General features: G+C 40.8%; 16 protein-coding genes, 1 tRNA gene and 1 other RNA gene. 5 read left to right on the forward strand and 13 right to left on the reverse strand.

What is annotated here, in order from left to right:
* The first annotated feature begins 64 nt into the window (after positions 1-64).
* The 5 genes from QM351_RS08100 (at position 65) to QM351_RS08120 (ending at position 2919) form a co-directional block, all read left to right on the forward strand.
* Entirely contained in the window at positions 65-1336 is a 1272-nt protein-coding gene (locus tag QM351_RS08100) for a replication-associated recombination protein A (RefSeq protein WP_414327169.1), read from the forward strand.
* 66 nt (positions 1337-1402) lie between these two features.
* Positions 1403-1595, forward strand: a non-coding RNA gene (gene ssrS, locus QM351_RS08105) — 6S RNA.
* Positions 1596-1600: 5 nt separating this feature from the next.
* A tRNA-Lys gene (locus QM351_RS08110) sits at positions 1601-1673 on the forward strand.
* 95 nt (positions 1674-1768) lie between these two features.
* Entirely contained in the window at positions 1769-2185 is a 417-nt protein-coding gene (locus QM351_RS08115) for a helix-turn-helix domain-containing protein (RefSeq protein ID WP_225305933.1), read from the forward strand.
* 218 nt (positions 2186-2403) lie between these two features.
* Positions 2404-2919, forward strand: coding sequence for a DUF308 domain-containing protein (locus QM351_RS08120; protein ID WP_414327170.1), 516 nt, complete (start codon positions 2404-2406; stop codon positions 2917-2919).
* Between the two features lie 545 nt (positions 2920-3464).
* Here the strand turns inward: QM351_RS08120 and QM351_RS08125 are convergent.
* From QM351_RS08125 to QM351_RS08185, 13 genes are all read right to left on the reverse strand, one after another.
* Positions 3465-4004, reverse strand: a complete 540-nt coding sequence (locus QM351_RS08125) for a T6SS immunity protein Tdi1 domain-containing protein (RefSeq protein ID WP_049473943.1) — start codon at positions 4002-4004, stop codon at positions 3465-3467.
* A gap of 125 nt (positions 4005-4129) precedes the next feature.
* Positions 4130-4615: an immunity protein YezG family protein gene (locus QM351_RS08130; RefSeq protein ID WP_414327171.1), complete on the reverse strand. Its 486-nt coding sequence runs from the start codon at positions 4613-4615 to the stop codon at positions 4130-4132.
* Between the two features lie 300 nt (positions 4616-4915).
* Positions 4916-5623, reverse strand: coding sequence for an ABC transporter (locus tag QM351_RS08135; RefSeq protein WP_414327172.1), 708 nt, complete (start codon positions 5621-5623; stop codon positions 4916-4918).
* 2 nt (positions 5624-5625) lie between these two features.
* The gene (locus tag QM351_RS08140) at positions 5626-6300 is read right to left on the reverse strand and encodes an ABC transporter ATP-binding protein (RefSeq protein WP_414327173.1); all 675 of its coding nucleotides are present in this window, start codon (positions 6298-6300) and stop codon (positions 5626-5628) included.
* Between the two features lie 288 nt (positions 6301-6588).
* Complete coding sequence (locus QM351_RS08145) at positions 6589-7893, reverse strand: sensor histidine kinase (protein WP_414327174.1); 1305 nt, start codon at positions 7891-7893, stop codon at positions 6589-6591.
* Positions 7894-7906: 13 nt separating this feature from the next.
* A complete protein-coding gene (locus QM351_RS08150) occupies positions 7907-8641 on the reverse strand; it encodes a response regulator transcription factor (RefSeq protein WP_414327175.1) in 735 nt (244 codons plus the stop codon).
* A gap of 955 nt (positions 8642-9596) precedes the next feature.
* Complete coding sequence (gene groL, locus QM351_RS08155; protein WP_414327176.1) at positions 9597-11222, reverse strand: chaperonin GroEL; 1626 nt, start codon at positions 11220-11222, stop codon at positions 9597-9599.
* 21 nt (positions 11223-11243) lie between these two features.
* Positions 11244-11525 carry a co-chaperone GroES gene (groES, locus tag QM351_RS08160; protein ID WP_003013619.1) on the reverse strand — a complete coding sequence of 94 codons (282 nt, stop codon included), beginning with the start codon at positions 11523-11525 and terminating at the stop codon, positions 11244-11246.
* Positions 11526-11654: 129 nt separating this feature from the next.
* Positions 11655-11948, reverse strand: coding sequence for a hypothetical protein (locus tag QM351_RS08165; RefSeq protein WP_003004348.1), 294 nt, complete (start codon positions 11946-11948; stop codon positions 11655-11657).
* A gap of 101 nt (positions 11949-12049) precedes the next feature.
* Positions 12050-12904, reverse strand: coding sequence for a PTS system mannose/fructose/sorbose family transporter subunit IID (locus QM351_RS08170; RefSeq protein WP_049472902.1), 855 nt, complete (start codon positions 12902-12904; stop codon positions 12050-12052).
* Positions 12888-13730, reverse strand: a complete 843-nt coding sequence (locus QM351_RS08175) for a PTS mannose/fructose/sorbose/N-acetylgalactosamine transporter subunit IIC (protein ID WP_003004789.1) — start codon at positions 13728-13730, stop codon at positions 12888-12890. Before QM351_RS08175 ends, QM351_RS08170 begins: the two co-directional genes overlap by 17 nt.
* 56 nt (positions 13731-13786) lie before the next feature.
* Complete coding sequence (locus tag QM351_RS08180; protein ID WP_000261775.1) at positions 13787-14281, reverse strand: PTS system mannose/fructose/N-acetylgalactosamine-transporter subunit IIB; 495 nt, start codon at positions 14279-14281, stop codon at positions 13787-13789.
* Between the two features lie 14 nt (positions 14282-14295).
* Positions 14296-14733 (reverse strand): PTS sugar transporter subunit IIA, encoded by a 438-nt coding sequence (locus QM351_RS08185; RefSeq protein ID WP_031572670.1) that lies wholly within the window; start codon positions 14731-14733, stop codon positions 14296-14298.
* Positions 14734-14836 lie beyond the last annotated feature (103 nt).

The raw sequence follows: 14836 nt of genomic DNA on the forward strand, positions 1-14836 counted from the left end.
TTACTACAATCTTACCATAAAAAACGCCTCTTTGAAAGGAGACAAAGCTAGAAAGGAGAAGGAAATGCCCGACAATCTCGCACTCCGTATGCGACCACGGACGATCGATCAAGTCATCGGTCAACAGCACCTGGTCGGAGAAGGCAAAATCATTCGCCGCATGGTCGAAGCCAATCGTCTGTCCTCTATGATTCTCTATGGACCTCCGGGGATCGGAAAGACCAGTATTGCTTCTGCGATCGCAGGAACGACTAAGTATGCCTTTCGGACCTTTAATGCAACGGTTGACAGTAAAAAACGCCTCCAAGAAATCGCAGAGGAAGCCAAATTTTCTGGGGGCTTAGTCCTTCTCTTGGACGAGATCCATCGCCTCGATAAAACTAAGCAAGATTTTCTCCTGCCTTTGCTCGAAAGTGGTCTGGTCATCATGATCGGTGCAACGACTGAAAATCCCTTTTTCTCTGTCACACCCGCTATTCGTAGCCGCGTACAAATCTTTGAGCTGGAACCGTTGACGACGGAGGAGGTCAAGCAAGCTCTGAAAACGGCTCTAGATGATCACGAGCGTGGCTTTGACTTTCCTGTCGTGCTTGATGAGGACGCTTTGGATTTCATCGCTACCTCGACCAATGGAGATCTTCGCTCTGCCTTTAATTCTCTCGATCTGGCGGTGTTGTCAACTTCTGAAAATGCAGAAGGGATTCGCCATATTACGCTAGAGATCATGGAAAACAGCCTCCAGCGTAGCTACATCACCATGGACAAAGATGGAGACGGCCACTACGATGTGCTCTCTGCCCTACAAAAGTCTATCCGTGGTTCGGATGTCGATGCTAGTCTCCACTACGCCGCTCGTTTGATCGAAGCCGGAGATCTACCCAGCCTCGCTCGTCGCTTGACTGTCATCGCTTATGAGGATATCGGTCTGGCCAATCCAGATGCGCAGATTCATACCGTAACAGCCCTTCAAGCCGCTGAGCGCATCGGCTTCCCTGAGGCTCGCATTCTCATCGCCAACATCGTCATCGATCTAGCCCTTTCGCCTAAGTCCAACTCAGCCTATGTTGCCATAGACAAGGCCCTGTCTGATCTGAGGACATCTGGCAACCTTCCCATTCCTCGCCACCTCCGCGATGGTCATTATGCTGGAAGCAAGGAACTGGGAAATGCACAAAACTATAAATATCCCCACAACTACCCCGGCAACTGGGTCAAGCAGGACTACCTGCCAGACAAGCTCAAACACGCGTCCTACTTTATTCCCAATGAAAACGGCAAGTACGAGCGTGCTCTCGGAGCTACCAAGGATAAGATTGATCAATTCAAGAAAAAGTGACATCGGTTTCAAAAAAATGAGATTTTTTCTTGAAATATTTCCAAAATGTGGTATCATATACATATAGAAACGCTGTGGTGTACGAACTCACACTTAAGTGTTGACCGACTATTTTTTGTATTATTAGGGAAACAAAAGACTTCTGGCAGTATGCAGGCCGTTTCACGCGGAAGCAGCTAAGTCAGAGCGAGTTGCCCACCTGCTTAATTGCGCGGGTTCAATACAAATCGTGAAGTTTCGGCACCAATACAGCTTTTTATATTTGCCTCCTTAGCTCAGTTGGTAGAGCAGTAGACTCTTAATCTATGGGTCACAGGTTCGAGCCCTGTAGGGGGCATCTAAATCAACAGGAAAAAGCCTTGATTTATAAGGCTTTTTTGCTTGTCTATAACTGATTTGCCCCATCATTTGCCCCACATTTTTTTATGAGCAATCTTTCCAGACATCTCTGATTACGAAAAACAAAAAAGCTATCCTACCTTTGCAAATTTGGATAAGATAGCAGAATATTTTAATGCAACTCCAACCCAACTATTTGGAACTAGTAAAGAGATTGAGTTAGAAAAGAGTGTTCTTGAATCTAATGAATACTCTGATAAAGTAAGTGAGATTTTAAAAGCTGTCAAATACATCGAAGATTTTCTAGAAACTGATGGACAGTACTTAGAGGATTTACTTTACTTAACAAGAGGCAACCAACTATACACAGAAGATGGAGATGAGTTGTATATTGATCCAACTTCTCAGAAAAGAACACTTCATAACCAATATGAACCTGGTTTTATTGAAGCAAGGGATAAATCTCCACTAGAACTCTTAATTGAAAATAAGGAATTGTTTGATAAATAGAAAAAGCGAGGATAACCTCGCTTCAGATTGAAGTTAAAATCTTTAGAAGACACTTTTATAAGGACTTTGTCTTCAATCTGTGAAAAGGAGTGAAAACTCCTTTTCTTTTTGTAAGTCAGACTGAAACTTCCAAATTGTTTATTTATTTTATTGACATTTTCTATAAAAATAAGTACAATAGTTTTATTAGAAAACTATACTATATAGGGGGTATTGAAATGAAATTTTCTAATCGTTTACTGCTATTCCTTGCAGGAGTTGTTTTTGTCCTTTTAGGACTTTTCCTATTTACAAACCCAGTAGCTAATCTTGTTGCTTACAGCTGGTGGATTTCATTTAGTTTACTGGTTTCTTCTATAGCAGCTATTTTAGGCTATTTCTCTGCACCAAAAGAGCTTCGCTCACCTGTTTATCTTTTCCAAGGATTTGTTAGTCTTCTCTTAGCTCTTTACCTCGTTGCTTATGGCTTTGTGACCCTGCCGGTCGTCATTCCGACCATTGTAGGAATTTGGTTAATTGTAGAAGCCATTATTGCTTTCTTTAAAGGCAATCGTCTAGGATTGATTTTCCCTATTATTGGTAGCAATATCATGTGGGTAGCCTTGCTTGAATTTTTACTAGGTCTAGTGATTCTGTTCAATCCAGTGGCTACAGGTGTCTTTGTCGTTTATGTCATTGCCTTTTCATTTTTAGTTACTGGCTTCACCTACATTATTGAGGCCTTTCGTAAATAGTCTAGTTGCTATTTCTATCGCATTCAAAAAAGCTGGGAAATCATATTCTCAGCTTTTTCGTCTCTTTAATTATCACTTTTTCGCATTCCATTCTACGTAGAAATTTGTTTTTCCATTTTATTCTCCAATTTGATCTCGCACTGACATTTATTTATAACAAAACTATATATCTAGAATAGCATAATCATTAGGTATTATAGGTTTTCAAACAAAATACGAGTCATTCGTTTTTGCCCCGCTTTTGCCCCATTTTTAAATCCTGACATTGAAAATACCTAAAAGTATTTCCCTAAAATCAGCTATATTTCAACATTTTTGTTTATTTTCAATATGAAAAGTTCTTACAAATCCATGTAGGGGGTATCTAAATCAACAGGAAAAAGCCTTGATTTATAAGGCTTTTTTGCTTGTCATTTTGTTTTTTGTACCAAATTTTGTACCAAATAATTTATATTCACCAAATTAGAGAGTCTCATCCAAAGACTCGTTATTTATCTCACACTCGTTTTCGTCGAAAAAACCACCGCAAGGGTGGTTCTTTTTTATCAATCGTCAAATACTCCGCCTGTGAGTTGGTACATGAGATAAATGTGTTCCAGGACTTTTACTTTATCCATGTGATCCACATCTTTAAAGCCTCCTAATGCCAAGAGCGGGACAAAACCGAAACATTGGTTATAAGACAGAGCACCATGTTTTGATACAGCTTGTCTATATAAATCAAGTTCAAAGTTATCAGTCACATATGAGTTATCTAAATACTGAAGGAAATATTTCAAGCTCTTTATAATAATGTCGCAGTCTTGAAGGTTATATTTTACAATACCAACAAATTCATTCTCTTCCCAAGTAATAATATCTCCAAATGCTGTTACGAACATAGGAAAAGCGATATCTCCTCTGAAATAACTATCTTGGAGAAGTTCAAGATAGTCATCTGGATTAATGACTTTGAGATAACCATCTAAAAAGGTTCCCAAGCCATCTTCCTGCCAAATCTGTAACAACTCAGCAGGGACTTGGTCCTTGTATTTTTCAATAACTTCTTGGGGCATATCTGCCACTTTGATAAAGTTTTCTAGCATGTTTTCCTCCGATTTGATTTTTAGCATCATTTCTCTACAACCATAGTATACCATAAACCATATGTACCAACATTTGTTAAACAACAAGAAAACCACCGCGTAGGTGGTTTATTCTTTAGATATAACTATTTGCCATTATGCTCTCTTTGGAAGGCTTTCATAGCCTTGAACTGTTCTAGTTCTTTTTCATTAGCTGGTTGCTTTCCGAGATATTTATATTCAAAAAAGTCCATTTGTTGACCTGAACTATAATCACTTTCATTCCAAGGTGCATAGTCAAATTCAGCAGATAATTTCGTGCCAATTACTTTTATAGTACAAGAAGTCCACAAAGGTTGGCCTTCTTTCTCAAAAATTTCTCTCAACTCCCAAGCTAATCTAAAGGTGCGTCTTTCTTGATTCCGAAATTCTAAATTAGGAATACCATACCGCTTTGGAATATATAGATTGTAGATATACTCATTTTTCCCCTCTTCATTAAAGAAATAATATACCTCTCCTCCATCAAAAGCTAAACTTATGTTAATAAAAAGATTTTCCCATGCTACTGGTATTGTCTCATTAACACTCTGTGCAATCTCACGAATTTTTTCATTAATTTGTTTTTCCATTTTATCCTCCGATTTGAACTCGCACTGACATTTATTTATAACAACACTATATATCTAGTATGGCATAATCATTAGGTATTATAGATTTTCAAACCAAATGTGAGTCATTCGTTTTTGCCCCACTTTTGCCCCATTTTTAAATCCTGACATTGAAAATACCTAAAAGTATTTCCCTAAAATCAGCTATATTTCAACATTTTTGTTTATTTTCAATATGAAAAGTTCTTACAAATTCATGTAGGGGGCATTTTTTTATGCACAAAAAGCCTTGAGAACAACTCAAGGCTTTTTTAACTGTTCTTAGTTTCCCATTTTTCCTTTGGGTACGAGCAGATAGAAAAATAGCAAATTCAATCCAAATACGGCAACAAAGAGCGCTAATTGGGTGGCATCAATCGTTTGTTTCTCAGTCAAATCTTGGATCAACTTTGTATAATAATAGCCTGGGAATACCCGTTGTAGCTTGCCAACCAAGTCCATAAATCCTCCACTTGCGCCAAGCGTATCAAAGGGAATAATGGTCATGGCTGCTAAAATAATAACTGGAAAGCCAATGGTATCAATCGTCTTGGCATCTACCCTCACCCCAAGTACAAAGCCAATCACACTAAAGTAGATCCCCATCAAGGATAAGAGGAAAAATTGTACCAACAGGCTAGTCGTCACTGGAAAGTGAAAACCTAGGACAGCAACTATTAGCACGGCTAAAAAGATCAAGCTGTTCAGAATCAGTTGTACAATCGATTGATCCCATAAATAGTTCTTGACACTATAGCTTGTAAAGTGGGATTCAAAAGAATAAAAGCCGATGTCTGAGGCGATACGCTTACTAAAAGTTGCAAGGCTATTGCCAATGACCCCGATAAATACGGCAATGCCTAATAAAATACTTGGTGAAACCCCTTTTTGAAGCTGATAAAAGAAGATATACCAGCCTATGGGTAAAATAATGGTGAATAATACGAAGCGCTTATTTCGTAAAACTTGTTTTAATTGAATCTTTTTCATGCTTATTCCCCTCCTTTATTCATCTCTTCTCGGAAATACTGCTCAATGGTTTGACCAGCCTGGTGAATGTCCTCAACAGCCTTTGTTGCAGCAATTCGACCGTCTTTTAAAATCAGGACTTTTGTAAAAAAGGCATCAATTTGGTTAAAATCATGGGTCACCACAACAGATGTAAACTCTTGCTGCTCCAGCAATTTCCAAAAATTATCCACTGCTTCCAAGTCCATGCCTGTCGTCGGCTCATCTAAAAAAATCAACTTTGGATGATTCAAAATGGTTAACAACAAGGACAAGCGTCTCTTTTGGCCACCAGAAAGACTTCCCACCATCTGCTCTCTTGATTCTCTCAATTCGACCATTTCTAAGAGTCCATTGATATCAGCCTGCTTCTGCTGATTCATCCGGCTTTTTAATTCGACGAATTCAGCAACGGTTAGATCCTCGATGAGCAGATCTCCCTGAGGCATCATCCCAATTTCTCTTTGAAAATCAAGCGAAGTCTTTATCGTTCCCGAATCAGCCTGGAGCTGCCCTGCGATAATGTTAAACAGGGTGCTTTTACCTGCCCCATTATTTCCCAGCAAGGCAATTTTGTCTCCTTCTTCTATCGAAAAAGACACTCCCTTTAATACAGCTTTCTCCTTAAATGATTTTGTAATAGATGCTACCTGAAACATACGATCCCTCTTTTCTTATTGATCTTGTGTACAGTATACTTCAAAGGGACCGTCTTTGGAGCTCTCTGTCAGAATCGGTCAAAAAATCGTCGCGAATGGTCAAAAAAGAGGCTGGGACAAAAGTCCTAGCCTCTCAATTATTTTTGATTGTCGAGCAAGACGCAGTGGTTGAGTGGGCTCTACTACGCTGATTTCATCAGCTTTTACAGCCCTACTCAACTGTGCGGAGGTGGGACGACGAAATCGAATTCTAACGAATGACCGATTTCTGTCCCACTCTCTCTTCTATTATTCCTTCCAAAAGGTCAGGCTCTGAGTAAATCGGTAGTTTGAACTCTTGGTAGACACGGTCGTTTTGGGATACTTTTCCAGTAATTGTTGGATCTTGTACAAACCAAGACCACGGCCCTCTCCTTTACTCGAGTAGTCTTTTTCAAAAATTCTCGCCAGATCTATTTTTTCAGCTTTTGTACTATTTTCAACTATTAAGATGAGGGAGTTCGTCTCCTGAAGCATGGCAAGAGTCAGCTGGGGGTCCTCTGATTCAAGACTCGCTTCGATAGCATTGTCACAAAGGATGGATAAGAAGGTGATGAAATCTAAAACCTCGATGAATAAATCACGAACTGGTTCATCGATCTCGACAGAGATCCCAATCCCTTTGTTTTGAGCTTCCAATAATTTTGCGGACAGAACACTTTTTACAGCTGGATTTTCGATGTGACTGAGTTTGGCAATATCAAACTTACTATTGTAAAATTGCTGGCCACTCTCTCGAAGAACATTCTCATAGACTTCCCTGATCGCATTGAGGTCTTCGTGCTCAATACTTAATTTGAGACTGGTTAAAATATTCAGGTAATCATGACGAAAGGCACGAATCTCCCCGTAGAGCATTTCGACGTGTTGGCTATAGGTGGCTAACTCCTGCAGTTGCCTATCTTTTTGTTCCAGAATCTCTTGTTTCAATCGTTCTTTGGACACTGCATTGAAATACAAGAGCATCACAAAAAACAAAATCAGATAAATACTATTTAACTGTTCCCGTAAAGCATCTGCATGAGGAATAGCATCCTCAAAAACCACCAGACCTACAACACTGAGCAAATACACAAACATGGAAAGATCCATTGGGAGTAGAAAACGATTAAAATACTGCCGTTGAAACCCTACTTTTAAATCTGTAAAATCTAGTTTTAACAATTTAGTGATTCCTATATAAACAGGAAAGACCAGCAATTCAAGTAGAGCATCATACCAGCTGACAGATGCCTCATGAACAAGTACGATCCCTAACATTGGAAAGACATAAAAGGCTAAGAGACGCCCAATGAGACTCTCCATGACAACCGGATAGAGCCCATAAAAAATATTCAAAAGGTGTCGTATGTTACGATTTCGGTAGAAACTATAGACAATAAATACTAAGAAATAGCCAAAAAAGCCTACCGGTGGTACAAGGGTAAAGATAATTGCGAAGAGGAAGGGGCACAAAAAGAGCCAGCGCAAGGTGAACTCTTGTCTACTGATATGACGATAGATCAGCATGCTGACGAAGAACTTTAGGTAAGACATTAGAATAGTTAACAGCAATTCTTTCTCCCTTCTATTTTTTCAAAGCTTCCAGTAAGCCTCTGTACTTGGTCCGTGAGATCAAGCAATTGTCCCCATTTTCAAAAAAAGCTTTCTTGTCTTCTTTATCAATCTTCGTAATATTTTGTGGATTCACCACAAAGGAGCGGTGGCACCGATACAAGCGGGGATCTGCTTTTTCGATATCGGCAATACTAGCGTAAAATTCCAAGCGCTCTTCCTGGGTGTGTAAAATGACCTTGTGAATGGTTGGAGACGTTTCAACAAACAAAATCTTATTAAAAGGAACTTGTACACGCGCCATCGCACTCTCAAATGTAAAGGCATCTTGCGCAATCGTGGTCCCAGCTTGCTCCAAGGTATAGTCGATGGCTAAGCTGATTCTCTCTTTGAACTCTTCCTCACCCAGCGTTTTATCAATAAAATCCAAGGCAGCCACTTTGTACTGAAAGGTAATGGGCATAAATTCAGAGTGAGTAGTGACAAAGACAATGGTCGCATGGGGATCTTTCTTACGAATCTCTTTTGCGATCTCCAGACCTTTTTTCTCCTCACCTTTAATCTCGATATCTAAAAAGAATAGGTGATGGGCGCCTCTCTCTGTGATAGCATCCAGCAACTGGCTTGACTTCCCAAACACTTCTGGCGCTTTGCATTGCAAGGATTTTTGACGGATGAGATCCTGCAAGACCGCTTCGATACGCGATTGTTGGATCCATTCATCTTCTAACACAAAAATCTTCAACAAAGTCCTCACTCCTTCCCCTCTACGAATATGTTCTATTTTACCATAAATGATGCCTGCTGAGCCACTCTTTCAAAAGAGACTTGATAGGCCTTCTACCTTTTCTCCTAAACAAAAAACTCTCCCGGAGGAATCCGGAAGAGCTTGCGCAAGGGGAATTTGAAAAATATTTTTTAATATGAAAAAGGTCGATAAAATCTATGCTATGTTCAAACTCTCATTTTACTAACAGCGATATTACGATCAAGTTTTATTGTCAATAGACATGTATGTGGGAAGTTCTCCCCTTGCAACAATGTAGACCTGTGATCTACTCTTACTAGTATACACTAGAATTATTACAAAATCAGTTAATTTGTATTGCAATTTGTTGGCAAATATCCCTCTGCCTAAAAACACCGCAAATGCTTGATTCCCAAGCATCTACGCAAGTCCTCTTTAATTAGTATTTATCATTTCTGTTACAAAATTTAAAATAAAAATATTATTCCATAAAAAATGAAAATCCCAAAACACGATAAAAAAAGGCTGGGACAAAAGTCCTAGCCTCTCAATTATTTTTGGATTGTCGAGCAAGACGCAGTGGTTGAGTGGGCTATACTACGCTGATTGCATCAGCTTTTACAGCCCTACTCAACTGTGCGGAGGTGGGACAACGAAATCGAATTCTAACGAATTACCGATTTCTGTCCCACTCTCTTTGAACTAGTAAGACGATTAGCCAGGCCGCACAATAGCGGCTGGTATCAAATGATGAGAGGCATAGCCTCAATCGTGTAACAGTTACGACAGAAAATAAAGAAGGCCGATAATGCCTTCTTTATTTTACATAGGTTACGACGTGAAAAGGGAGGAACGATACTTTCCTCCCTTTGAGCTAGTAAGACGTTTAGCCAAGCCGCCTGATAGCGGTTGGCGTCAAATGATTAGAGGCGAAGCCTCAATCATTTGTAGCGTCTTACATCATTCCCCCCATCATGCCTGGATCCATTCCTGGTCCTGCTGGGACTGCTGGTTCTGGTTTGTTGGCTACGACTGCTTCGGTTGTCAAAATGAGGCTGGCAACAGAAGCTGCATTTTGAAGGGCTGAACGACTGACTTTAACAGGGTCGATGATTCCTGCATCAATCATATTTACCCATTCACCTGTCGCTGCATTGAAACCTGTTCCGACTTCTGCATGTTTCAAGCGATCAATCACAATAGATCCTTCATAACCAGCATTGTGAGCAATTTGGCGTACTGGCTCTTCCAAGGCACGAAGAACGATATTGCGTCCTGTCGCTTCATCTCCTTCCAATTCAAGGCCTGCGACTGCAGAGATAACATTGACAAGAGCTGTACCACCTCCGGCAACGATCCCTTCTTCAACAGCTGCACGAGTCGCATTGAGGGCATCTTCGATACGGAGTTTCATTTCTTTCAATTCTGTTTCTGTTGCAGCACCGACCTTGATAACTGCTACCCCGCCTGATAATTTGGCCAAGCGTTCTTGCATTTTTTCACGGTCAAACTCAGACGTAGATGTCTCAATTTGTGACTTGATGATAGCAATACGGTTGGCAATAGTTTCTGGGTTACCTGCCCCTTCTACAATGACGGTAGTGTCCTTGTCTACTGTTACCTTCGCTGCTTGACCAAGGGCTTCAATGGTTGCATCTTTCAATTCCAAACCAAGATCATCTGTAATGACTGTACCACCTGTCAAGATGGCGATATCTTCTAGCATAGCTTTACGACGATCTCCAAATCCAGGAGCTTTAACAGCTACAACATTAAAGGTACCGCGGATCTTGTTCAAGACAAGTGTTGGAAGTGCTTCCCCATCTACGTCATCTGCGATGATCAAGAGCGGACGGTTGCTTTGAAGAATGCTTTCCAACAATGGCAAGATTTCTTGGATATTTGAGATCTTCTTGTCCGTAATCAAAATGTATGGATTTTCAAGATCGGCTACCATTTTTTCATTGTCAGTAACCATGTATTGTGAGAGGTAACCACGGTCAAACTGCATTCCTTCAACCACTTCAAGCTCGGTTTCCATTCCACGAGACTCTTCAATGGTGATCACCCCATCTTTGCCAACTTTTTCCATGGCTTCAGAGATGTACTCACCGACTTTTTCAGAACGCGAAGACACGGCAGCTACTTGAGCAATGGCTTCCTTGCTCGATACTGGAATCGCAGTATTTTTCAAAGCTTCTACTGCTGTTGCAACAGCGGTCTCGATCCCACGGCGGATGCCAATTGGATTCGCCCCTGCTGTAACGTTCTTGATCCCTTCACGGACGATAGCTTGGGTCAAGACTGTTGCAGTTGTTGTACCGTCACCTGCGATATCATTGGTCTTAGAAGCAACTTCTGATACCAATTTGGCACCCATATTTTCGAAGTGGTCTTCCAATTCGATTTCTTTGGCGATGGTCACCCCATCATTTGTGATCAAGGGTGAACCAAATGATTTTTCAAGAACAACATTGCGTCCTTTAGGGCCCAACGTAACTTTCACTGTATCTGCTAAGACATCGACACCACGGACCATTGCAGAACGTGCATCAGATGAAAATTTAATATCTTTTGCCATTTCTCTTACCTCTTTCTTCTCTTACTCTACAATTGCAAGAATGTTTGATGTTCCAACGATGGTGTAGGTTTCTTCCCCATCTTTCACTTCAATTCCTGCATGGCTTTCAACCAAAACGTGGTCTCCTGCTTTTACAGCTGGAGCAATGAGTTCGCCACTTAGGGTACGCACACCTTCACCAACGGCCACTACTTCAGCTGTTTTTGTATCAGCCTTGCTCGCACCTGCGAGGACAAAACCTCCAACAGTCTGTTCTTTTTCTTCTACTTTTAAGACCACACGGTCTCCTAATGGTTTTAACATGTTCATTCCTCCATACGTGTTTTTAGCACTCTCTATACGTAAGTGCTAACTTATGTTTCTATTGTATCACTTGGTCAGAAATAGTCAAGAAAAAAACACCTCAAAAATAAATGAGATGTTTCTAAAATATCAATTTAAAATTGTCAATTTTTGATTGAAATCATCGATCACTTTTTGAAGATTGATCCGCCCGCGGTAGATGCCATATCCAAAAACAATCATGCCTAAAATTCCAACCAAGGCTAGTAAAATCCCGAGGATCAAGAGTGGGAGGAAACTTTTGTGAAAGAGATAGATCAATACCACACCAATACTGGCAATGATAAAGAGTAAACTGAACCAACGACCAAGGTTTTCAAGCATGTGACGTTGGTACTTGATTTCTGTTTCATATCCATTGACAAGTTCTTGTTTTGTAACCATGGGATTCCTCCTGATAAAAATTGAGAATGAAGTGCAAATAAAGGAGGTCAATTCACTTCATTCTCAAAAACTCCTACTAGCAAATTCGTTTTTTCTTTTCCTTAGTATTTAAGATGTGGGTCGAAGATACCAAGGGCAACACCGATCAAAGCCACTACAACGAGAAGTAACATGACTTTGTTTGGTGAAATTTTTTTCTTAGACATCAACCACCAGCAAAGAGTGATGAAGGCTGCTGTCAAGAGACCTGGATAAACACCATCGATCTTTTCTTGGATGTTCAAGAAGACTTTTCCTTCAGCGTTCTTGAATTGAAGGGCTGTTGTAACAGATACCCAAGTAGCTGCTACGGCACCGATAACCATACCACCGACAACGCTGATCGCTTTACGAAGAGCTTGTCCTTTTGGTCCTACAAGGAATTCAACGGCTTTATCCCCTAATTGGTAACCTTTGAAGAAGGCAAAGCGCATACCAAAGTAGACTAAGAGGTTCCATACGACGATGTAGAAGAGAGCACCAGCGACGTTACCACCTTTAGAAAGGCCAAGGGCAATCCCTAAGAGAACTGGAATCAAGGTACCAACGACCAATGAGTCACCAATACCAGCGATTGGTCCCATCAAACCGGCACGCATACCGTTGATGGTTTCGCCATCTACTGCATCTCCGTTTGCACGCGCTTCTTCCAAACCAGCTGTGATCCCTACAACAAGAGATCCAAGTTGTGGTTCAGTGTTGAAGAAGGCCGTATAGGTTTGCATAGCATCCTTTTGTTCTTCTTTTGTGTCATATATTTCTTCTACGATTGGAAGCATAGAAGTCAAGTACCCGAAGGTTTGCATATGTTCTTGAGAGAAACAAGTCAAATGACCATAATACCAATGATGGAATGCTTTTGCTAATGTTTTCTTTGAAATTTTCTTTCTATCAGCCATTTTAAATATCCTCCTCATCATCGTCTTGGTCCACCACTCCGGCTGGAGCAGCTTTCATCGATTTGATCACTTCAAGTTCATAGTAGATTACTGCAAAGATTAATGAAACAACGGCACTGGATACCAAGTTCAATCCGAGAGATTTCGCCAAGGTAAATCCAACAAAGAATGGAATGAAGTCAGTTGCTTCTGTAACAATTTGTTTCAACAAGATGGCAATACCGACACATGGGAGAAGAGCACCGACTGTAAAGAGGGCTTTCATCCAGTAACCATCCATAGGAAGGTATTGTTTCATCAAATCAACCATGTTTTCACCGTATTTGGTGATAATCATTGTTGGAAGGAAAGAGAAGAGGAAGTGAGAGATCCAAGGGTAAACCCAGTCAACTGCGTAGAGTTTTTTGAAGTTTCCTTCTTCAACGGCTTTCCAACCGATGTGTTGCCATACCAAGTTCATAGTAGCGGTACCGTAGAAAAGAACTGTACCGATTGTCCCAACGGCTGCACCGATTGGAGCTGCAGCTGCGGCGATTCCTGCTTCATCTGTGATGTTGTTGGCATGCACAAACAAGATAGCAAGAGGAACACCGATGTAAGAGATGGCACGCACATCGGCAGATACGGTACCACCAGGTGTTACTAAGGCGATATAAACGACTTGAAGGGCAACCCCGACCATAATACCAGTTGTCACATCTCCAAGAATTAAACCTGAAATCAACCCACCGATCAAAGGACGACCGAGTGTATAGTTCCCGATACTGGAACCTCCCATACCAGGCATTGAAGACAAGCTGGCGAAAATACCAAGCAAGATTGCTTGAATCCATGAAATTGTCATAACAAACGCTCCTTTTGTTTGTAAATTTATTTACCTAACAGATAGGACTGTTAGTTTTAAAAACCAAATTTTGATTTGAAATCATCCCAATACCCGATGGAAACATCTGGCAACAATTGGAATTTCACCTTGTAGCCTGCTGCTTGAATGGCTTGGAAGGCTTCTGCTTCTTCCTGAGTGATGGATTGGTTATTTCCCAATTTCACAGCACCTGGACGATCATTTGCAGGGCCAACAATGATTTCTTTGACATCACCTGGGACAAACCCTTGGTCGACCAAAATTTCCTTCATATCGATTGGATTTTTGGTGATCAAGAAGTAACGACTATCTGATTCTGTTACTTTTGCTGATTTTTCTTTAAAGGCTTCCTTTGTCCATACAAAGGTTTTCTTGTCTGATGCGCCTTTGTAAGCTTGAATCAAAACCTTGTTTGATGCTGCTGCATCGTTTACGGCAATCAAACCATCACATGGTTTTTCCTTTGCCCAGCGTGTGACTGTCTGACCGTGAATCATGCGGTCATCAATCCGTACAAATGTTACTACCATAAGGTACCTCCCTATTAAATATCGTCATCATCTTCTTCAGCACCAGTGGCTGAAACTTCAAAAGGCTGTAGTGCAGATCGTGCTTCTGATAAGATGGTGGCTGACAAATCGTCTCCATCCAACACATCCTTCATCACAACTGCCGTCAAGGCCATGGTGAGGTTCATCCCACCAAGGATTAAGGCTCCATCGAGCTTTCCAGCTTCTTCTAGAACCGTGGCTGCAGTGGTTAATGGACTACCACCTACGATATCTGCCAAGACCAAAACAGAATCATCAGCTGTCAATCCTGAAATGCTCTCTCTGAAATCAACTGCGAAGTCATCGACCGATTTTCCTTCTTTGAGTCCAACCGCGATGACTTGATCCATCTTATCACCAGCAAACATGGCTAGTGATGTTTTTAGACCTTCTGCCAGTCCGCCATGACTGACCAAAACGAGGTATTTCATTTTTCTACGCCTCCTTTATTTGACTCTATTGTAGATTATTTGAAAGCGTTTTTACATTGTCAAATGTCACATTCCTAATATGACATTTAGCAATAAAAAAATG

The organism is Streptococcus parasanguinis (assembly GCF_047465465.1).
Taxonomy (GTDB): domain Bacteria; phylum Bacillota; class Bacilli; order Lactobacillales; family Streptococcaceae; genus Streptococcus; species Streptococcus parasanguinis_AI.

What these genes read in the sequence shown, in the direction of transcription:
- QM351_RS08100 (WP_414327169.1), top strand. Translation starts at nt 65, where the DNA reads ATGCCCGACAATCTCGCACTCCGTATGCGACCACGGACGATCGATCAA.
- QM351_RS08120 (WP_414327170.1), top strand. Translation starts at nt 2,404, where the DNA reads ATGAAATTTTCTAATCGTTTACTGCTATTCCTTGCAGGAGTTGTTTTT.
- QM351_RS08125 (WP_049473943.1), bottom strand. Translation starts at nt 4,004, where the DNA reads ATGCTAGAAAACTTTATCAAAGTGGCAGATATGCCCCAAGAAGTTATT.
- QM351_RS08130 (WP_414327171.1), bottom strand. Translation starts at nt 4,615, where the DNA reads ATGGAAAAACAAATTAATGAAAAAATTCGTGAGATTGCACAGAGTGTT.
- QM351_RS08135 (WP_414327172.1), bottom strand. Translation starts at nt 5,623, where the DNA reads ATGAAAAAGATTCAATTAAAACAAGTTTTACGAAATAAGCGCTTCGTA.
- QM351_RS08140 (WP_414327173.1), bottom strand. Translation starts at nt 6,300, where the DNA reads ATGTTTCAGGTAGCATCTATTACAAAATCATTTAAGGAGAAAGCTGTA.
- groL (WP_414327176.1), bottom strand. Translation starts at nt 11,222, where the DNA reads ATGGCAAAAGATATTAAATTTTCATCTGATGCACGTTCTGCAATGGTC.
- groES (WP_003013619.1), bottom strand. Translation starts at nt 11,525, where the DNA reads ATGTTAAAACCATTAGGAGACCGTGTGGTCTTAAAAGTAGAAGAAAAA.
- QM351_RS08165 (WP_003004348.1), bottom strand. Translation starts at nt 11,948, where the DNA reads ATGGTTACAAAACAAGAACTTGTCAATGGATATGAAACAGAAATCAAG.
- QM351_RS08170 (WP_049472902.1), bottom strand. Translation starts at nt 12,904, where the DNA reads ATGAGGAGGATATTTAAAATGGCTGATAGAAAGAAAATTTCAAAGAAA.
- QM351_RS08175 (WP_003004789.1), bottom strand. Translation starts at nt 13,730, where the DNA reads ATGACAATTTCATGGATTCAAGCAATCTTGCTTGGTATTTTCGCCAGC.
- QM351_RS08180 (WP_000261775.1), bottom strand. Translation starts at nt 14,281, where the DNA reads ATGGTAGTAACATTTGTACGGATTGATGACCGCATGATTCACGGTCAG.
- QM351_RS08185 (WP_031572670.1), bottom strand. Translation starts at nt 14,733, where the DNA reads ATGAAATACCTCGTTTTGGTCAGTCATGGCGGACTGGCAGAAGGTCTA.